The following is an 18363-nucleotide window of genomic DNA, read 5'->3' as shown; positions in this document are numbered from 1 at the left end:
GATCAGACGGCGGGAGCGGGCCAGGGGACGTCGGTCTCGACGGCGGCGTCGTAGTCGACGCCGGGGACGGAGAAGCCGTAGAGGCGCCGGACTTCGTCCCCGAACCAGCCGAGTGCGGCGAGACCGGCGACGGAGTCGCTGGTGGCGGCGGCCCAGCGCGCGGCGACGGCCTCCTGCACGGCGGGGTCGAGCTCCCAGGTGTCGAGGCGGACCCTGCCCTCGTCGTCGAGGTCGAGCGGGCGGGCGCCGGTCAGCCGGTCCCACAGCTCCACCAGCTGGCCGATCGGGGCCACCATGGCATCGCCCAGGACCCCGCGCAGCAGCCCGACGTACAGGGCGATGCCGGGGATGGCGGTGGAGGACTGGGTGACGGCGGCGGCGTTGACCGAGGTCACGGCCCGGCCGCCCACGGTCTTGGCGAGGCGCTCGTCCAGGGTGCGCGCGGTGGCCTCCAGATGGGCCTTCGCGGCGCCGATCGTGCCCTGCCGGTAGATCGCCGCGGTGAGCGGCGAGCCGATGTAGGACAGCGCGGCGGTCGTGAAGCCCTCGGCGAGCAGCGACCGGTCGGCCAGGAAGGCGACCCACCGCTCCCAGTCGGCGCCGCCCATCACCGCCACGGTCTGCTCGACGTCGTCGCCCTCGGCCGGCGCGGTGGTGACCTCCTTCACCTCCGGGGCGCCGTTCTCGTCGAAGACGAGCGTCTTCGTGGTGTGCGGCGCACCGACCGGCCGGAGGACCGAGGCGTACGCCTCGCCGGTGTCCGGGTCGGTGCGGCGGGGCGCGGCCACGGAGTAGACCAGGTAGTCGAGCCGTCCCCCGAACCGCTCGGCGAGGAGACCGGCGACCTGTTCCTTCACCGCGTCGCCGAACGCGTCGCCGTTGACGAAGACCATGTCCCGCCCGTGCCGGCGGGCGAGCCGGGCGGTGGCGTCGGTGCGGTACCAGCCCGCCGTGCCGGTGCGCCGCGCGGGCGCCTTCTCGAAGCAGACGCCGATGCCGCGGATGCCGACGCGGGCCAGCCCCGCGATCGTCGCGGCCAGGCCGTACCCGGCGGACGAACCGATGACCAGCGCCACCGGCCCCTCGCCCCCGGCGCCGACCGGGTCGGGGACGGCCCGCCACATCTCCTCCACCAGCCGGCGGCAGCCGTCGGGATGCGAGTCGAGGAACAGGAAGCCCCGGCTCTTGGGCGCGATGACGCGTTCGCTCACGGTGTGGTTCCCCCAGGTGTCGTCACGGACGAGCACGCGACGGCCCTCGACCGCCCCGCCCCGCCAGTCTCCGCCCGCCCCGCCCCACGTGTTGATCTTGCCCACCACAACGATCCCCGGCCGCGCTTGGAGGTTTCCCACCACCCCGGAAACGGGGACGGCCCGCGCCGGGGTGTCCGGGCGGGCCGTTCCGTACGTCCTCTGACCTGCGGTGGGCAGGGGGGAGAGGGAAAGCCTGGGTCAGGCCTTCTTGGTCTCCCAGAAGATGCGGTCGATCTCGGCGATGAGCTCGAGGGCCTTCTCGCCGGTCTTCGGGTCGGTCGACGCCTTGGCGGCCGAGAGGGCCTTCAGGGTGTCGTTGACCAGCTGGTTGAGCTCGGGGTACTTCTCGAAGTGCGGGGCCTTGAAGTAGTCGCTCCACAGCACCGAGACGTGGTGCTTGGCGAGCTCCGCGCGCTGCTCCTTGATGACCGTGGCGCGGGCCCGGAAGTGCGGGTCCTCGTTCGCCTGGTACTTCTCCTGGACAGCCTTGACGGACTCGGCCTCGATGCGGGCCTGGGCCGGGTCGTACACGCCGCAGGGGAGGTCGCAGTGGGCGCTGACCTTGACCTTGGGGGCAAACAGGCGGGAGAGCATTGAGCCGTCCTTCCTCGTGATCGTCTTCTCAAGTGGGAGATTACTCGGTGAGAAGGGCGATTTCGCGAGCGCCCCTGGGGCTTAGGGCAAAAGTCCGGGGTCAGGATGGGACTCGTGTACGAGTGGACGAGTCGAAAAGGGTCGACGAGTGTCGACGAGGGGAGCGGGAGTGGAGCGGGAAGCCACCGCGGCGGCCGAGGCGCCGTTCGGGATCGCCGAGGTGACGGGGGTGTCGATGGTGCCCACGCTGTTGCACGGCGACCGGCTGCTCGTGCGGTACGGGGGGCGGGTCGGCGCCGGTCACGTCGTGGTGCTGCGCCATCCGCTCCAGCAGGACCTGCTCGTGGTGAAGCGGCTGGTCGAGCGGCGGGACGCCGGGTGGTGGGTGCTCGGGGACAACCCGGACGCCGAGGGGGACAGCCGGGTCTTCGGGGCCGTGCCGCCCGAGCTGGTGCTCGGGCGGGTGCTGGGCCGGTACCGGCCGGTGACGCCGGGGCGTCAGCGCTCGGCCGGGGTGGTGCTCTCCTGGCTCTTCTCGGCGGTGCGTCCGGTGAGGTCGGCCCGCTCGGCCTCCAGGCGCTTGCGGGCCCGGTAGGCGGCCACGTTGGCCCGGGTGGCGCAGCGGTCGGAGCAGTAGCGCCGGGAGCGGTTGGTGGAGGTGTCGAGGTAGGCGTTGCGGCAGGGCGGGGCCTGGCAGAGGCCCAGCCGGTCGGCGCCGAACTCCGTCAGGTGGAAGGCGAGTCCCATCGCGGAGATCGCCGCGTATCCGGCCGTGGCGTTGGACGAGTGGTCGGCGAGGTGCATGTGCCAGCGGGGCCGGCCGTCGTCGTCGAGGTGGTCGTGGCCGGAGATCTGCGGGCTGACCGGGAACTCCAGGAGGAGCGAGTTGAGGAGGTCGACGGCGCCGGTGTGGTCGCCCTCGTCCGCCGCCGCGAAGACGCTCCGCAGCCGGGTCCTGATCGCGCGGAAGCGGGGCAGGTCGGCCTCGTTGACCCGGCGGGCCATCTGGGTGGCGGGGCCGAAGAGTTCCTTGACCGCTTCGACGGTGGTGAGGCTGTCCCTGCCGCGGGCCGGCTCCTCGGTGTTGACGAGGCGCACGGCGTAATCCGAGTAATAGGCCAGTTCCACTTGTAGTCCTTACGGTGGCGGGCTAGGGTCGGCGTCGAGGGGGTAACTGGTGTTTCCCCTCTGAGGGTATTACGTTCTCGGGTTTTCTGTGGCGTCGACGACGGAGGGTACGGGCATGAGCGACACCGACTGGGCGGGCTGGCAGCAGAGCTGGGACCGCCAGCAGGAGTGGTACATGCCGGACCGCGAGGAGCGGTTCCGCGTCATGCTCGACATGGTCGAGGCGCTGGTGGGGCCGGAGCCCCGCGTCCTCGACCTCGCCTGCGGTACGGGAAGTATCACGGACAGGCTCCTCCGGAGGTTCCCGGGCGCCGTCTCCACCGGCGTCGACCTCGACCCCGCGCTGCTCGCCATCGCCCGCGGCACCTTTGAGGGCGACGAGCGGGTCTCCTTCGTGACGGCGGACCTCAAGGACCCCGCGTGGACCCGGGCGCTGCCGTACGACGCGTACGACGCCGTCCTGACCGCCACCGCCCTGCACTGGCTCCACAGCGAGCCCCTGGCCGCCCTCTACGGGCAGGTCGCCGGGCTCGTACGGGAGGGCGGGGTCTTCATGAACGCCGACCACATGATCGACCCGGCCACCCCGCGGATCAACGCCGCCGAGCGCGCCCAGCGGCACGCCCGGATGGACGCGGAGAAGGCCGCCGGGGTCCTCGACTGGGCCGACTGGTGGGCGAGCGCCGCGAAGGACCCGGTCCTCGCCGAGCCCACCGCCCGCCGCTTCGAGATCTACGGCGAGCACGCCGACGGCGACATGCTGCCGGTGGGCTGGCACGCCGACACCCTGCGCGCGGCCGGCTTCGGCGAGGCCCGTCCGGTGTGGTGCTCGCCCTCCGACACGCTGCTCCTCGCCGTGAAGTAGACCGCCGGACGCGGGGCCGTTCGGGCGTACGGCCGCCGGACGGACGAAGGGGCGGTACGGGCTTCGTGCCCGTACCGCCCCTTCGCGTATCGCCTGTTACAGCACCTTCGACAGGAACGCCTTCGTCCGGTCGTGCTGCGGGTTCGTCAGGACGTCCCTCGGGTGGCCGGACTCGACCACCACGCCGCCGTCCATGAAGACCAGCGAGTCGCCGACCTCCCGGGCGAAGCCCATCTCGTGGGTGACGACGATCATCGTCATGCCCGACTCGGCCAGGTCCCGCATGACGTCGAGGACGTCACCGACGAGCTCCGGGTCGAGCGCCGAGGTCGGCTCGTCGAAGAGCATCAGCTTCGGCTCCATCGCCAGCGCGCGGGCGATGGCGACACGCTGCTGCTGCCCGCCGGAGAGCTGCGACGGGTAGTTGCCCATCTTGTCGCCGAGACCCACCCGGTCGAGCAGGCGCTCGGCCCGCTCGCGGGCGACCGCCTTGGACTCGCCCTTCACCTGGACGGGTGCCTCCATCACGTTGGCCAGGGCCGTCATGTGGGGGAACAGGTTGAAGCGCTGGAAGACCATGCCGATGTCACGGCGCTGGGTCGCGACCTCGCTGTCCTTCAGCTCGTAGAGCTTGTCGCCCTTCTGGCGGTAGCCGACCAGCTGGCCGTCGACCGAGAGGCGGCCGCCGTCGATCCGCTCCAGGTGGTTGATGCAGCGCAGGAAGGTCGACTTGCCGGAGCCGGACGGGCCGACCAGGCAGAAGACCTCTCCGCTGCGGACCTCCAGGTCGATGCCGCGGAGGATGTGGGCGGCGCCGTAGGACTTGTGGACGCCCTCCGCCTTGACCATGAGCTCGCCGGTCATGCCGATGCCTCCGGGGAACGCTTGAACGTGGTGAGGTTCGTCTTGACCCGCTGCCACGGGGTGGGCGGCAGGTTACGGGTCGAACCGCGGGCGAAACGGCGCTCCAGGTAGTACTGGCCGACGCTGAAGACGCTGGTCAGTGCCAGGTACCAGATGGAGGCCACGAAGAGCATCTCCATGACGGCACCGGAGACGGAGCCGATGTTCGAGGAGGCGCGGAGTAGCTCCGTGTACTGCACGGCCGAGACCAGCGACGAGGTCTTCAGCATGTTGATGAACTCGTTGCCCGTCGGCGGCACGATCACGCGCATCGCCTGCGGCAGCACGATCCGGCGCATGGTCTTCGTCTGGGACATGCCGAGCGCGTGCGCCGCCTCGGTCTGGCCCTCGTCGACCGACTGGATGCCGGCGCGGACGATCTCCGCCATGTACGCGCCCTCGTTCAGGCCCAGGCCCAGGAGGGCCACCATGAACGGGGTGAGGACCTGCGAGGTCTCGTCCTTGTAGATCGGTCCGAGGTTGATGTACTCGAAGATCAGGGCGAGGTTGAACCAGACGAGCAGCTGGACGTAGACCGGCGTGCCGCGGAAGAACCAGATGTAGAGCCAGGAGACGGCTCCGGTGACCGGGTTCTTCGACAGCCGCATCACGGCGAAGACGATGCCGAGGACGAGTCCGAGCGCCATCGCGGAGACGCTGATCAGGACGGTCTTCCAGAGGCCGACGAGGACGGAGTCGTCGAAGAGCTTGTCCCACACCGTGGCCCAGATGATGTTGCCCTGGGAGAACGCGTAGACGAGCCAGCCGAGGAGCGCGACGACGACGACGGCGCTGATCCAGCGGCCGTAGTGACGGACCGGGATGGCCTTGATCGCCTCGTAGGGGGTGCCCGAGGGGCCGGACCCGGCCGGCGTGGCGGCCGGGTCCTTGCTGATCTTGTCAGTCATGACGACTGCCCTTCAGTGGTGCGAGGGGGAGCGAGCAGGTCACTTGCCGGCGTTGATGGTGGCCTGCTTGACCGCGCTGCCCTCGACGTCCCACTTCTTCAGGGCCTCGGCGTAGGTGCCGTCCTTGATGCTGGCGTCGAGCGCCTCCTTGATGGCGTCGCGCAGCTGGGTCTTGTCCTTGGAGACGGCGATGCCCATGAGGCCGACGTCGGTCTGGTTGCCGACGACCTCGAAGTCGTTGCCGCCGCCGGAGGTCTTCGCGATGTACGCGGCGACCGGGTAGTCGTTCAGGTCGGCGACCGCGCCGCCGGCCTTCACGCGGGTCTGGGCCTCGGCGTCGGTGTCGAAGGCCTGGATCGTGAGCTTGTTCGAGCCGCACTTCTCGGCCTGGGCCTTGAAGGTGTCCTCGTAGATCGTGCCGCGCTGGACGGCGACGGTCTTGCCGCAGAGGTCGTCGAGCGAGTTCACGCCCTGCGGGTTGCCCTTCTTGACCAGCAGGGAGACGCCGGAGGAGAAGTAGTCGACGAAGTCGACGCCCTTGCCGATCTTCTTCCCGTTGTCGTCCAGGCCCTCCTGGCGCTTCTTGTTGTCCGTCATGGAGGACATGACGATGTCCTGGCGGCCGGTCTCCAGGGAGGTGATCAGGCCGTCGAAGGTGCCCGAGGTGAACTCGAACTTCACACCGAGCTGCTTGGAGAGGGCGGCGGCGATGTCGGGGTCGACGCCGACGATCTTGCCGTCCTGGGTGAACTCCATCGGCGCGTACGAGGCGTCCGTGCCGACCTTGATGACGCCGGCCTTCTGGATGTCGGCGGGCAGCTTGGAGAAGAGCGGGGCGGAGTTGGCGGCGGTGCCGCCCTCCTTCGTGGAGCCGCTGTCGGTCTGGTCGCCACAGGCGGTCAGCAGCATCGAGCCGGCGACCGCGATGGCGGCGACCGCGGCAAGACGGGAAGTGCGGGTCTTGGCGGCGGTCGTCCAGCGCGTGGAGCGTGCGGTCATGGTCGGGATCCTCCGGCGTGTGAGGGAGTTGCCATAGGCGTTGCCAATGGGCCGCGTACGCATCTTCGAGTGTCGCGACCTCGTGTGATTACGGCATCTTGCCATTCGGACCGCCTCAAACCGACGGCCACGGATGTCAAAATCGGGTAACGGGTCGAGCCCGAACCCCGACAGGCCGGTACATCAAGGCCGGATCATCTTTCGTAGCCCTACCCGTTCACCGAAGAATCTGCGGTTGATCTCGCCATTCGGACGGCATGAACAGAGCCAAACGGACGCCTGCGGCATCTTTCCTGATATCGAGTGACGAGTCGTTCTCCGTCCGCGTCCGGAAGCACTAGGTATGAGTCGTGTCACCGACCGGATACGGACTCGTCTGCGGTGCCGTCTGTCCGGTAAGAAGGATCCTTACACCCCTCATCCGGGGCTCAGGGCGCGTTGTGCGGCGCGCCCGCGCGGCTGCCCGACACGGCGGCCGCGGGACCCGCCCACCGCTCCACACCAGGAGCGGAAACCCTCGAACAACAGACATAAGGGGTCTCACCCACATGGCAGCGGAGATCGTCAATCCTCTCAGCGAGAGCGCTACGGAAGGAGCTCCCGAGGAGCTCTTCGACCCGGCTTTCGCTCTTCACCGCGGCGGCAAGATGGCCATTCAGGCCACCGTCCCCGTCCGTGACAAGGACGACCTGTCCCTCGCGTACACGCCTGGCGTCGCCAAGGTGTGCACCGCCATCGCCGAGCAGCCCGAGCTGGTCCACGACTACACGTGGAAGTCCCAGGTCGTCGCCGTCGTCACCGACGGCACCGCCGTGCTCGGCCTCGGCGACATCGGCCCGGAGGCCTCCCTCCCGGTCATGGAGGGCAAGGCGATCCTCTTCAAGCAGTTCGGCGGCGTGGACGCCGTCCCGATCGCCCTCGCGACCACCGACACCGACGAGATCGTCGACACCGTCGTCCGGCTCGCCCCCTCCTTCGGTGGGGTGAACCTGGAGGACATCTCGGCGCCGCGGTGCTTCGAGATCGAGCGCAAGCTCCAGGAGCGGCTGGACATCCCGGTCTTCCACGACGACCAGCACGGCACCGCCATCGTCACCCTCGCCGCCCTGCGGAACGCGGCGAAGCTGACCGGCCGGACCCTCGGCGACCTGCGCGCCGTGATCTCCGGCGCCGGCGCGGCCGGCGTGGCCATCGCCAAGTTCCTCCTGTCGGCCGGCATCGGCGACGTCTGCGTCGCCGACCGCAAGGGCATCGTCAGCAGCGACCGCGAGGACCTCACGGACGTCAAGCGCGAGATCGCCGGCCTCACCAACAAGGCGGGCCTCTCCGGCTCCCTGGAGACCGCCCTCGCCGGCGCCGACGTCTTCATCGGCGTCTCCGGCGGTACGGTCCCCGAGGAGGCCGTCGCCGCCATGGCCAAGGACGCCTTCGTCTTCGCCATGGCCAACCCGAACCCCGAGGTCCACCCCGACGTCGCGCACAAGTACGCGGCGGTCGTGGCCACCGGCCGTTCGGACTACCCCAACCAGATCAACAACGTCCTCGCGTTCCCCGGCATCTTCGCCGGCGCGCTCCAGGTCCGGGCCTCCCAGATCACCGAGGGCATGAAGATCGCCGCGGCCGACGCCATCGCCGGTGTCGTCGGTGACGAGCTCAGCGCCGACTGCGTCATCCCGTCGCCGTTCGACGACCGGGTCGCCCCGGCCGTCGCGGCCGCGGTCGCCGCCGCCGCGCGCGCCGAGGGCGTCGCCCGCCGCTGACCCCCGTCCGCGGAAGGTCCCCGAGAGGGCCCCGCCCCGGTCCGCCGCATCGGACCCGGGACGGGGCCCTTTCCCGTGCCCGGGGGAGGGGAGCGGGGCCCTTTCCCTTTCCCGCGCCCGTGCCCGGGGGAGTGGGAGCGGGGGCGGCGGCGTGGACGTGTCGGCTGGGTGGACGGCGCGGTGGCGTGGACGGGCGGGCTTCGGGGGCCCGTGGTTCCGCGTTCCGCGTTCCGGGTTCCGCGTTCCGGGTCCGGGGGTCGGAGCGGGCGCGGGGGACGCGCGTCACACCGGAGTGAGGTTCCGTGTGCTCTCCGTCGCCCCTAGGGTCGGGGCCATGTTCGCTGCCTACGCCGCCCGAATCGACCGCGACCAGCCCCTGAACGGCCTCGAGCTGGGTGAACGCCCCGAGCCCGAGGTGCGCCCCGGCTGGACCACCGTCACCGTCAAGGCCGCCTCCCTCAACCACCACGACCTCTGGTCGCTGCGCGGGGTCGGCCTGCCCGAGGAGAAGCTGCCGATGATCCTCGGCTGCGACGCCGCCGGGATCGACGAGGACGGCAACGAGGTCGTCCTGCACTCCGTGATCGGCCAGACCGGCCACGGCGTCGGACCCGACGAGCCGCGCTCCATCCTCACCGAGCGCTACCAGGGCACCTTCGCCGAGCGCGTCACCGTCCCCCGCTGGAACGTGCTGCCCAAGCCGAAGGAGCTCTCCTTCGCCGAGGCCGCCTGCCTCCCCACCGCCTGGCTGACCGCCTACCGGATGCTCTTCACCAACGCCGGGGTCCGCCCCGGCGACTCGATCCTCGTCCAGGGCGCCGGCGGCGGCGTCGCCACCGCCGCGATCGTCCTCGGCAAGGCCGCCGGCCTGCGGGTCTTCGCCACCAGCCGGGACGAGGCCAAGCGGAAGCGGGCCGTGGAGCTCGGCGCCGTCGAGGCGTACGAGCCCGGAGCCCGGCTGCCGTACCGGGTGGACGCCGTCATCGAGACCGTCGGCGCCGCGACCTGGTCGCACTCGGTGAAGTCGCTGCGCCCCGGCGGCACCCTGGTGATCTCCGGCGCCACCAGCGGCGACCGCCCCTCGCACGCCGAACTGACCCGGATCTTCTTCCTGGAGCTCAAGGTGGTCGGCTCCACCATGGGGTCCAAGGACGAGCTGGAGGACCTCCTCTCCTTCTGCGCGGCCACCGGGGTCCGTCCGGTGATCGACGAGGTGCTGCCGCTCGACCGGGCCCGCGAGGGCTTCGCGAAGATGGCCTCCGGCGAACTCTTCGGAAAGATCGTGCTGACGACCTCTTGATACGGGTCGGTCGACCTGATGGGATCTCCGGCACATGAAAGGTGAACAACGCTCACTTCCTCGTGCCGGAGGTCTCCTTGCTGCGCACCACCCTTCTGACGGGCGCCCTCGCCGCCTCACTGCTCGCCCCGACCGCCGCGCACGCGGAGACGGGGACCACCGGGGGAACGGGGGGAGCCGGGGGTGACGGGATCCCCGCCCTCACCGACTCCCGCGGCCGCGTCCTCACCCTGCGCGGCTGGAACGTGGAGGACAAGGCCAACCGCGGTGACGCCGCCCTCTCCGCCGTGACCGAGCGGCACTTCCGCGACATGCGCGCCAAGGGCTTCAACTTCGCCCGCCTCCTCGTCTTCTGGGACGACCTGGAGCCGCGGCCGGGCCAGTACAGCCAGGCCTATCTGCGGAAGATCGAACGGGTCCTGGACTGGGCCGAGAAGTACGACGTCAAGGTCCTGCTCGACGCCCACCAGGACGTCTTCGGCCCCGCCTTCGGCCACCGGGGCATCCCCGCCTGGGCCACCCGCACCGACGGACTGCCCTTCACCCCCCGCCCCGACGACTGGTTCTCCGAGTACTTCGAGCCCGCCGTCCAGCGCGCCTTCACCCACCTCTACGAGGACGAGGACCTCCGCCGCGCCCAGGCCCGCATGTGGCAGGTGCTCGCCGAGCGCTTCGACGACCACCCGGCCGTCCTCGGCTACGACCCCATCAACGAGCCGATGGGCGAACTCCGCGAGGGCGAGGACCTGCCCACCGCCGCCCGCCGCATCGAGCGGGAACAGCTCACCCCCATGTACGACCGGATCGCCGACGCCATCCGCACGGCCGACCGGGACGCCTGGATCTTCGTCGAGCCCACCCCGATCGTCGGCGAAGGAGTCCCCACCGGCCTCGGCCGGATTGACGATCCGAAGATCGTCTACGCCCCGCACTTCTACAACACCGGCATGGAGGCCGGCGCCGACTACGACCCCGCCGCCGGCTGGATCGAAAGCTACGAGCAGGCCGTCACCGTCTACCCCAAGGAATACAAGGTCCCCGTGGTCGTGGGGGAGTGGGGCCCGCTCAACAACTCCCTGCCGAACATGAACGCCTTCTACCGCGACGCCATGGCCTCCCTCGGCCGCTACACCTCCGGCTGGGCCGGCTACGTCTGGTGCTACGGCGGCGGCTACTGCGCGGTCGACTCCGCCGGCGCCTTCCGCACCAACAAGGAGCTGACCGCCGAGCCGTACGCGGAGGCCGTCGCCGGCCGGGTCCGCGCCTCCGCCTACGACCCGGGGGCCGGCACCTACCGCCTGGAGTACGACGCCGCCGGCCGCCGCGGCTCCCGCGTCACCGAACTGGCCCTGCCGTCCGGCGACTGGAAGGTCACGGCCCGCGGCGCCCTCGTCCTCCGCGACAAGGGCCGTGGCGCGGGGCACGGCGCGGGGCAGGGCCGGGGGTACGAACGGGTCCGCGTCCTCGCCGCCCCCGACGCCCGGGTCACCGTCACCGTGACCCGCACCGGCCCGGCACCCCGCTGACCCCGGCCCCGGTCAGGGCTCCGCGCGGGGACGGAGTATCCCGGTGATCCGGGTCGCCGCCGTGGACAGGTGGTGACGGGCCTCGGCGAGCTGGGCGTCCGTCACCCCGTGGTCCCGGGCCGCGTCCCGCACCTCGTCCCGGAAGCGGTCGAGCAGCCGGTCCAGGTCCCGGGCCGGGTCACCGGAGCCGGCCCCTTCCCGCGCCCACTCCGGGACCACGGCCTCCCCGTCCGCACCCGGCACCGACACGTCCACCGGGGAACCGCCCGCCGAAGGAGCACCGGCCGCGGCACTCCCCGCGCCCTTGCGGCCCTTCGTCTGGCCCGAGACCAGGTCGCTCAGCTGGGCGGTGATCCCGGACAGGCCCTCACGGACGGCCTGCGGCCACTCGCCCTTCGCGAAGCGGTTCTGCACCTCGTCCTGGACCTGCTGGGCGATCCGCTGGAACTCCTTCGTCTGCCGGGCCTGCTCCTTCCACTCCCGCTTGGCCCTGCGCAGCTCCTCCTTGACGTCGGCGAAGGAGCCCTCCTCCGCCGTCCGGGCCCGGCTCGCCGCCGCGCGCATCTCGCTGCGCACCCGGCCGGCCGCGCCGCGCACGTCCTCCCTGATCTCGGAGGCCAGCGCCGCGACGGAGTCCCGGATCTCCCGCTCCAGGGCGTCGAGCTCGCCCTCCCGGCCGGCCAGCTCGGCGCGGCCCGCGTCGGTCAGCGCGTAGACCTTCCGGCCGCCCTCGCTGGTGTGGGTGACGAGCCCCTCGGCCTCCAGCTTGGCCAGCCGCGGGTAGACCGTGCCGGCCGAGGGGGCGTACAGGCCCTGGAAGCGCTCCTCCAGGAGGCGGATGACCTCGTAGCCGTGCCGGGGGGCCTCGTCGAGCAGCTTGAGGAGGTAGAGGCGGAGTCGGCCGTGTGCGAAGACGGGGGCCATGTCAGAGCACCTTTCCGGACGCGGGGGCGGAGGACGTGGAGGACGCGGAGGACGCGGAGGGTGTGGCGGGTGTGACGGGTCCGGGGTCCGGGGTCTCGGCGGACTCCGGGCGGCGGAGCAGGGCGATCGAGCCGGAGACCGTGGTCGCCTTGAGCGTGCCGCTGCCCGCGCCGAGCGTTCCGGTGATGGACTTGGTGCCCCACTCGCCGCCCACCCGCAGGTCCTCGAAGGCGTTCGACACCGCGCCGCTCGTGGTGCTCGCCTCGACCCGGGCGTCCGCCGGGTGCGGCAGCCGGACGGCGACCTCGCCGGAGACGCTGGTGAGCCGGATGTCGGCCGGCGGGGCCCCGGCCGGAGCCGGGTCCAGGTCGAGGACCAGGTCCCCGCTGACGGTCTCCGCCCGTACCGCCGAGCCCGAGCCCTCGATCACCGTCACGTCACCGGTCACCGAGGTGACCCGCAGCGCGCCGGTCACCGACTGGGCCTCCAGGGCGCCCGAGACGGTCTCGGCGCGGACCGGGCCGGAGAGCCCCACCAGCGTCGTCCCCCCGGTCACCCCGCGGATCTCGGTGCGGCCCCGCAGGCCCGAGACCACCGTGTCCGCGGACACCGCGCCCACCTCGACCTCGGCGCCGGCCGGGACGGCGACCGAGACCACCGCGCGCCGCCGGTGGGCCTTGGTGTCGAGCCACTTGAGGATGCCCTTCCAGTGCAGGTCCTCGTAGGTGACGGTCAGCGTGGAGCCCTCCTGGGTGACGATCAGGGGCGGGCCCTCGATCTCCGAGATCTCCAGCCGTGCCGTGCTCTCCTCCGTGCCCACCACGTTCACCGCGCCGCCCACGACACGGACGCGCAGCCGTGTCACGGGGTCGGCGGGCGCGAGTTTCACCGGCTCGGTGACGGACCACTCGGTCATGGTGCTGCCCTCCCGCTTCCTCGATGCGTCGCGACTCGGCATCGCGACGCGACGATCACGCGACTCGACATATCGCGACTTCGAGATTCACGATATATCGCGGTGTGATCGAGTCAACCCTGAAACATCCCTGACAGGGTCGCGGCAAACACCTCCGTACACGGACAAACTGACCTAGGTTAGGGGTCATGAACGCGACTTCCGGACCGAGCCCCGCCGGGGCGCTGCTGCTGTGCCGAGCCGATCCCCCGACGGTCCGGCCGCCCGCCCAGCTCCTGCGCGAGCAGCTGCTCCTCGCCCCCGCCGGAGCCGGCTGGAGCGTCCTCGTACCGGAGGGGAAGCCCTGGCAGGGCGACGGAGAGCCGGTCGAACGGTTCGTCACCGGCTGGGCCACCGCCCTCGCCGTCTCCGCCGCCGGCTGGCCCGTCCTCGCCCTCTGGTGGGACGCGGACCGCGCCGGGATCACCCTCGCCGCCGGCTTCCGCCGCACCGTCGGCTACACCTGGCTCGCCGCCGGCACCCCGGCCGGCGAGGACGAGGCCATGCGGACCCTCGCCGACCGCCTCGCCCTCGACCCCGTCCTCGACGTCCAGGCGCTGGAGCCGCTCACCCTCCCCGACCCCGAGGCCGACTCCCGTACCCGCCTCCTCGGCCTCGTCGCCGTCCTCACCCGCACCAGCCTCGCCCTGCCCGCCGGCGTCGACCCCGGCGAGACCCCCGACCGGCTCCGCGCCGCCGCCCTCGCCGCCGGCGCCGAGCAGCTCGCCTGGCCGGGCTGGCGCGAGGCCGTCCTCGACGAGCTCGACGTCGTGGAGGAGGGCCCCCTCGGCCCGTACGTACGCGGCCCCAGGGCGCGCCTCCTCGGCGGCGTCCAGCTCGCCGCGGGCGTCCCGCTGCTCCTCTGGGGGCTCGGCCGGCGCAGCGGCGGCTGGACCACGGCAGGGGCCCTCCTCGTCGCCCACGGCGCCCTCGGCCTCGCCTACGACCGCCTGCGCGAGCACTGACGGCCCCGGACGCGACGGTGCCCCCTTCCGTATCCGATACGGAAGGGGGCACCGCGGGTCGTGCTACTCCTCGTCGTCGTCCTCGTCGTCCAGACGGGCCAGCCAGGTCGCGAGGCGCTCGACCGGCACCTCGAAGTCGGGGTTGAGATCGACGAAGGTCCGCAGCTGCTCGGCGAGCCACTCGAAGGTGACCTCCTCCTCGCCGCGCCGCTTCTCCAGTTCCTCGATGCCACGGTCGGTGAAGTACATGCGGTCCAGGATAGGCCCGCCCGGACACGCCGGAGGCCCGGCACCCCCCGGGATCGGGGGGTGCCGGGCCTCCGCGCGAGGCGCCGACGTCAGGCGTCGAAGACCTCGTTGACCAGCTGCTGCTGCTCCGCCTGGTGACGCTTGGCCGAGCCGACCGCCGGGGACGAGGAGTGCGGGCGGGAGATCCGGCGCAGGCGCTCGCCCGCCGGGATGTCCGCGCCGACCGCCAGGTCGAGGTGGTCGATCAGGTTGAGCGCGATGAACGGCCACGCACCCTGGTTCGCCGGCTCCTCCTGCGCCCAGATGTACTTCGCCGCGTTCGGGTACTTGGCGATCTCGGCCTGGAGCTCGGCACCCGGCAGCGGGTACAGGCGCTCAAGACGGATGATCGCGGTCTCCGTGTCGCCGCGCTTCTGACGCTCGGCCTCCAGGTCGTAGTAGACCTTGCCGGCGCAGAAGACGACCTTGCGGACGTCGGCCGGGTTGACCGAGTCGTCGCCGATGACCGGGCGGAAGCCGCCGGAGGTGAACTCCTCCACCTTGGACGCCGCGGCCTTCAGACGCAGCATCGACTTCGGGGTGAAGACGATGAGCGGCTTGTGGTGCGGGTTGTGCACCTGCCAGCGCAGGAGGTGGAAGTAGTTCGACGGCAGCGTCGGCATGGCGACCGTCATGTTGTCCTGGGCGCACATCTGGAGGAAGCGCTCCGGGCGGGCGGACGAGTGGTCCGGGCCCTGGCCCTCGTAGCCGTGCGGCAGGAGCAGGGTGACGCCGGAGGTCTGGCCCCACTTCTGCTCGGCCGAGGAGATGAACTCGTCGACGACGGTCTGCGCGCCGTTGACGAAGTCACCGAACTGCGCCTCCCAGACCACCAGGGAGCTGGGGCGGGCGAGCGAGTAGCCGTACTCGAAGCCCATCGCCGCGTACTCGCTGAGCAGCGAGTCGTAGACGTTGAAGTGCGCCTGGTCCTCGGCCAGGTAGAGCAGCGGGGTGTAGTCCTCGCCGGTCTCCTGGTCGACCAGGACCGCGTGGCGCTGGCCGAAGGTGCCGCGGCGGGTGTCCTGGCCCGACAGGCGGACCGGGGTGCCCTCCATCAGCAGGGAGCCGATGGCGAGGGTCTCGCCGAAGCCCCAGTCGATGGTGCCGTCGTCGATCGAGGCCGCGCGACGCTGCATCTGCGGCAGCAGACGCGAGTGGACCGTGATCCGCTCCGGGATGTTGACCTGCGACTCGGCGATCCGCTTCACGACCTCCTGGGAGACCGCGGTGGTGACGGCGACCGGGAACTCGGCCTGCGCGTCCGGCACGTGGGCCGGCGCCGGGGCGGCGGTGGCCTCGCGGACCTCCGCGAAGACCTTCTCCAGCTGGCCCTGGAAGTCCTGGAGCGACTGCTCCGCCTCTTCCAGGGTGATGTCGCCGCGACCGATGAGCGACTCGGTGTACAGCTTGCGCACCGAGCGCTTCTTGTCGATCAGGTTGTACATCTGCGGGTTGGTGAACGAGGGGTTGTCGCCCTCGTTGTGACCGCGGCGGCGGTAGCAGATGAGGTCGATCACGACGTCCTTGTTGAACGTCTGGCGGAACTCGAAGGCGAGCCGCGCGACGCGGACCACGGCCTCCGGGTCGTCGCCGTTCACGTGGAAGATCGGCGCCTCGATCATGCGGGCCACGTCGGTGGCGTACATGGAGGAGCGGGACGACTCGGGAGCCGCCGTGAAGCCGACCTGGTTGTTGATGACGATGTGGACCGTGCCGCCGGTGCGGTAGCCCCGCAGCTGCGACATGTTGAGGGTCTCGGCCACCACGCCCTGGCCCGCGAAGGCCGCGTCGCCGTGCAGGGCGACGGGCAGGACGGTGAAGTCCGTGCCGCCCTTGTTGATGACGTCCTGCTTGGCGCGGACGACACCCTCCAGGACCGGGTCGACCGCCTCCAGGTGGGAGGGGTTGGCGACCAGGGAGACCTTGATCTCCTCGCCGTCGAGACCGGTGAAGGTGCCCTCGGCGCCCAGGTGGTACTTGACGTCGCCGGAGCCGTGCATCGACTTCGGGTCGAGGTTGCCCTCGAACTCGCGGAAGATCTGCGCGTACGACTTGCCCACGATGTTCGCGAGGACGTTCAGGCGGCCGCGGTGGGCCATGCCGATGACGACCTCGTCCAGGCGGGACTCGGCGGCGGAGTCGATGACCGCGTCGAGCAGCGGGATGACGGACTCGCCGCCCTCCAGGGAGAAGCGCTTCTGGCCGACGTACTTCGTCTGCAGGAAGGTCTCGAAGGCCTCGGCCGCGTTCAGGCGGCGGAGGATGCGGAGCTGCTCCTCGCGCTCCACGCGCGCGTGGGGACGCTCGACGCGGTCCTGGATCCACTTGCGCTGCTTCGGGTCCTGGATGTGCATGAACTCGATGCCGGTGGTGCGGCAGTACGAGTCGCGCAGCACGCCGAGGATGTCGCGGAGCTTCATCATCGACTTGCCGGCGAAGCCGCCGACCGCGAACTCCCGCTCCAGGTCCCACAGGGTGAGGCCGTGCTCGGTGATGTCCAGGTCGGGGTGCTTGCGCTGCTTGTACTCCAGCGGGTCGGTGTCGGCCATGACGTGGCCGCGGACCCGGTAGGAGTGGATCAGCTCGAAGACGCGGGCGGCCTTGGTGACGTCGTCGTCGTGCGAGGCGTCGATGTCCTTGAGCCAGCGGACCGGCTCGTAGGGGATCCGCAGCGACTTGAAGATGTCGTCGTAGAAGCCCTGCTCGCCGAGGAGGAAGTTGGCGACGATGCGCAGGAACTCGCCGGAGGCGGCGCCCTGGATGACCCGGTGGTCGTAGGTCGACGTCAGGGTCATGACCTTGGAGATGCCGAGCTTGTTCAGGGTGTCCTGGGAGGTGCCCTGGAACTCCGCCGGGTAGTCCATCGAGCCGACGCCCATGATGACCGACTGTCCGGGCATCAGACGCGGGACGGAGTGGACGGTGCCGAGGCCGCCGGGGTTGGTCAGGGAGACCGTGACGCCGGTGAAGTCCTCCATCGTCAGCTTGCCCACGCGGGCGCGCTTGACGATGTCCTCGTACGCCTGCCAGAACTCGAAGAAGTTGAGCGTCTCGGCCTTCTTGATGCCCGCGACGACGAGCTGGCGGTCGCCGTTCGGCTTCACCAGGTCGATGGCGAGACCGAAGTTCACGTGCTCCGGCTTGACCAGGGTCGGCTTGCCGTCCTTCTCCGCGAAGGAGTAGTTCATCGACGGCATGGCCTTGATGGCCTGCACCATGGCGTAGCCGATGAGGTGGGTGAAGGAGATCTTCCCGCCCCGGGCGCGCTTCAGGTGGTTGTTGATGACGATCCGGTTGTCGAAGAGCAGCTTCACCGGGACGGCGCGGACGGACGTGGCCGTCGGCACCTCCAGCGAGGCGTTCATGTTCTTCGCGACGGCGGCGGCCGGGCCGCGGAGCGTGATCAGCTCGGGGCCGGCGGGCGCCTCGGCGGCCGGAGCGGCCTTGGCGGGCGCCGGGGTGGCGGCCGGGGCCGGCTTCACGGCGGCCGGAGCGGCCGCGGCGGGCTTCGCCGGGGCCGGGGCCGGAGCGGCGGCCGGAGCCGGGGCGGCGGCCGGGGCGGCCGGTGCGGGCACGGCGGCGGCCGGAGCGGCAGGCGCGGCCTGTGCGGGGCCCGCCTGCGGCGCCGAGGGCGCGGCCGTGGTGGTGGCGGCCGGGGCGGACGGGGTCTCCGCCGCACCCGGCTTGTAGTCGGCGAAGAAGTCCCACCAGGCACGATCGACCGAATTCGGGTCCTGGAGGTACTGCTGGTAGATCTCGTCGACGAGCCACTCATTGGCGCCGAAGGCGGCTGCGGGGCTCACGCCACGCCCGTCTTGGTCGGCCGGGGAGCTCGGGGTACTGGGGGACTGAGACGACACGGCGGCAACCGCCCTCTTCCGCTTCGCAAGGTGATGGACAGCGGAAATAAAGGCTACGCCTGTCCGGCCGGGACGTGCAGGCCAGGCACTCCAACGTCGCGCAAGTCACACTTGACGGCGTGTTTCGACGCCGTG

The 18363-nt window shown here is 71.2% G+C and carries 16 protein-coding genes; 6 read left to right on the top strand and 10 right to left on the bottom strand.

Going from position 1 to position 18363, the window contains the following annotated elements; genetic code table 11:
• Positions 1-2: 2 nt before the first annotated feature.
• Positions 3-1211, bottom strand: a complete 1209-nt coding sequence (gene fabV / locus ABZ621_RS09065; protein WP_360602286.1) for an enoyl-[acyl-carrier-protein] reductase FabV — start codon at positions 1209-1211, stop codon at positions 3-5.
• A 240-nt stretch (positions 1212-1451) separates the two neighbouring features.
• Positions 1452-1847, bottom strand: coding sequence for a superoxide dismutase, Ni (gene sodN / locus ABZ621_RS09060; protein WP_030207400.1), 396 nt, complete (start codon positions 1845-1847; stop codon positions 1452-1454).
• Positions 1848-2016: 169 nt separating this feature from the next.
• Between sodN and sodX the strand changes: the two genes are divergently transcribed.
• Positions 2017-2442 (top strand): nickel-type superoxide dismutase maturation protease, encoded by a 426-nt coding sequence (gene sodX / locus ABZ621_RS09055; protein ID WP_360602221.1) that lies wholly within the window; start codon positions 2017-2019, stop codon positions 2440-2442.
• Here the strand turns inward: sodX and ABZ621_RS09050 are convergent.
• Positions 2346-2975, bottom strand: coding sequence for a CGNR zinc finger domain-containing protein (locus ABZ621_RS09050; RefSeq protein ID WP_360602219.1), 630 nt, complete (start codon positions 2973-2975; stop codon positions 2346-2348). The two genes, sodX and ABZ621_RS09050, sit on opposite strands and share 97 nt — an antisense overlap.
• 115 nt (positions 2976-3090) lie before the next feature.
• Here ABZ621_RS09050 and ABZ621_RS09045 point away from each other — a divergent pair, with 115 nt between their 5' ends.
• Positions 3091-3840: a class I SAM-dependent methyltransferase gene (locus tag ABZ621_RS09045; RefSeq protein WP_360602217.1), complete on the top strand. Its 750-nt coding sequence runs from the start codon at positions 3091-3093 to the stop codon at positions 3838-3840.
• A gap of 96 nt (positions 3841-3936) precedes the next feature.
• On the opposite strand, the gene ABZ621_RS09040 is transcribed toward ABZ621_RS09045, so the two are convergent.
• The 3 genes from ABZ621_RS09040 to ABZ621_RS09030 are packed head-to-tail and all read right to left on the bottom strand — an operon-like array spanning position 3937 to position 6650.
• Positions 3937-4704 (bottom strand): amino acid ABC transporter ATP-binding protein, encoded by a 768-nt coding sequence (locus ABZ621_RS09040; RefSeq protein WP_360602215.1) that lies wholly within the window; start codon positions 4702-4704, stop codon positions 3937-3939.
• Positions 4701-5651, bottom strand: a complete 951-nt coding sequence (locus ABZ621_RS09035) for an amino acid ABC transporter permease (RefSeq protein ID WP_360602213.1) — start codon at positions 5649-5651, stop codon at positions 4701-4703. Before ABZ621_RS09035 ends, ABZ621_RS09040 begins: the two co-directional genes overlap by 4 nt.
• Before the next feature lie 39 nt (positions 5652-5690).
• A complete protein-coding gene (locus tag ABZ621_RS09030) occupies positions 5691-6650 on the bottom strand; it encodes an ABC transporter substrate-binding protein (RefSeq protein WP_360602211.1) in 960 nt (319 codons plus the stop codon).
• 548 nt (positions 6651-7198) lie between these two features.
• On the opposite strand from ABZ621_RS09030, the gene ABZ621_RS09025 reads away from it, so the two are divergent.
• From ABZ621_RS09025 to ABZ621_RS09015, 3 genes are all read left to right on the top strand, one after another.
• The gene (locus tag ABZ621_RS09025) at positions 7199-8410 is read left to right on the top strand and encodes an NADP-dependent malic enzyme (protein WP_360602209.1); all 1212 of its coding nucleotides are present in this window, start codon (positions 7199-7201) and stop codon (positions 8408-8410) included.
• 334 nt (positions 8411-8744) lie between these two features.
• Positions 8745-9710 (top strand): zinc-binding dehydrogenase, encoded by a 966-nt coding sequence (locus tag ABZ621_RS09020; RefSeq protein WP_360602207.1) that lies wholly within the window; start codon positions 8745-8747, stop codon positions 9708-9710.
• Positions 9711-9751: 41 nt separating this feature from the next.
• Entirely contained in the window at positions 9752-11236 is a 1485-nt protein-coding gene (locus ABZ621_RS09015; protein WP_360602205.1) for a cellulase family glycosylhydrolase, read from the top strand.
• A 12-nt stretch (positions 11237-11248) separates the two neighbouring features.
• Here ABZ621_RS09015 and ABZ621_RS09010 read toward each other — a convergent pair whose 3' ends face one another.
• Positions 11249-12160: a PadR family transcriptional regulator gene (locus ABZ621_RS09010; RefSeq protein ID WP_360602203.1), complete on the bottom strand. Its 912-nt coding sequence runs from the start codon at positions 12158-12160 to the stop codon at positions 11249-11251.
• A 1-nt stretch (position 12161) separates the two neighbouring features.
• Positions 12162-13076 (bottom strand): DUF4097 family beta strand repeat-containing protein, encoded by a 915-nt coding sequence (locus tag ABZ621_RS09005; RefSeq protein ID WP_360602201.1) that lies wholly within the window; start codon positions 13074-13076, stop codon positions 12162-12164.
• Positions 13077-13264: 188 nt separating this feature from the next.
• Between ABZ621_RS09005 and ABZ621_RS09000 the strand changes: the two genes are divergently transcribed.
• Positions 13265-14080: a hypothetical protein gene (locus ABZ621_RS09000; RefSeq protein ID WP_360602199.1), complete on the top strand. Its 816-nt coding sequence runs from the start codon at positions 13265-13267 to the stop codon at positions 14078-14080.
• A 63-nt stretch (positions 14081-14143) separates the two neighbouring features.
• Here ABZ621_RS09000 and ABZ621_RS08995 read toward each other — a convergent pair whose 3' ends face one another.
• Positions 14144-14329, bottom strand: a complete 186-nt coding sequence (locus tag ABZ621_RS08995) for a DUF6104 family protein (RefSeq protein WP_037674049.1) — start codon at positions 14327-14329, stop codon at positions 14144-14146.
• A gap of 89 nt (positions 14330-14418) precedes the next feature.
• Positions 14419-18228: a multifunctional oxoglutarate decarboxylase/oxoglutarate dehydrogenase thiamine pyrophosphate-binding subunit/dihydrolipoyllysine-residue succinyltransferase subunit gene (locus ABZ621_RS08990; protein WP_360602197.1), complete on the bottom strand. Its 3810-nt coding sequence runs from the start codon at positions 18226-18228 to the stop codon at positions 14419-14421.
• Positions 18229-18363 lie beyond the last annotated feature (135 nt).

Source organism: Streptomyces sp. NPDC007863 (assembly GCF_040633895.1).
In the GTDB taxonomy this organism is placed as follows: domain Bacteria; phylum Actinomycetota; class Actinomycetes; order Streptomycetales; family Streptomycetaceae; genus Streptomyces.
This window is presented reverse-complemented; position numbering and strand designations above follow the sequence as displayed.

What these genes read in the sequence shown, in the direction of transcription:
- ABZ621_RS09025 (WP_360602209.1), top strand. Translation starts at nt 7,199, where the DNA reads ATGGCAGCGGAGATCGTCAATCCTCTCAGCGAGAGCGCTACGGAAGGA.
- ABZ621_RS09020 (WP_360602207.1), top strand. Translation starts at nt 8,745, where the DNA reads ATGTTCGCTGCCTACGCCGCCCGAATCGACCGCGACCAGCCCCTGAAC.
- ABZ621_RS09010 (WP_360602203.1), bottom strand. Translation starts at nt 12,160, where the DNA reads ATGGCCCCCGTCTTCGCACACGGCCGACTCCGCCTCTACCTCCTCAAG.
- ABZ621_RS09040 (WP_360602215.1), bottom strand. Translation starts at nt 4,704, where the DNA reads ATGACCGGCGAGCTCATGGTCAAGGCGGAGGGCGTCCACAAGTCCTAC.
- ABZ621_RS09005 (WP_360602201.1), bottom strand. Translation starts at nt 13,076, where the DNA reads ATGACCGAGTGGTCCGTCACCGAGCCGGTGAAACTCGCGCCCGCCGAC.
- sodN (WP_030207400.1), bottom strand. Translation starts at nt 1,847, where the DNA reads ATGCTCTCCCGCCTGTTTGCCCCCAAGGTCAAGGTCAGCGCCCACTGC.
- ABZ621_RS08995 (WP_037674049.1), bottom strand. Translation starts at nt 14,329, where the DNA reads ATGTACTTCACCGACCGTGGCATCGAGGAACTGGAGAAGCGGCGCGGC.
- ABZ621_RS09030 (WP_360602211.1), bottom strand. Translation starts at nt 6,650, where the DNA reads ATGACCGCACGCTCCACGCGCTGGACGACCGCCGCCAAGACCCGCACT.
- ABZ621_RS09045 (WP_360602217.1), top strand. Translation starts at nt 3,091, where the DNA reads ATGAGCGACACCGACTGGGCGGGCTGGCAGCAGAGCTGGGACCGCCAG.
- ABZ621_RS09000 (WP_360602199.1), top strand. Translation starts at nt 13,265, where the DNA reads ATGAACGCGACTTCCGGACCGAGCCCCGCCGGGGCGCTGCTGCTGTGC.
- ABZ621_RS09035 (WP_360602213.1), bottom strand. Translation starts at nt 5,651, where the DNA reads ATGACTGACAAGATCAGCAAGGACCCGGCCGCCACGCCGGCCGGGTCC.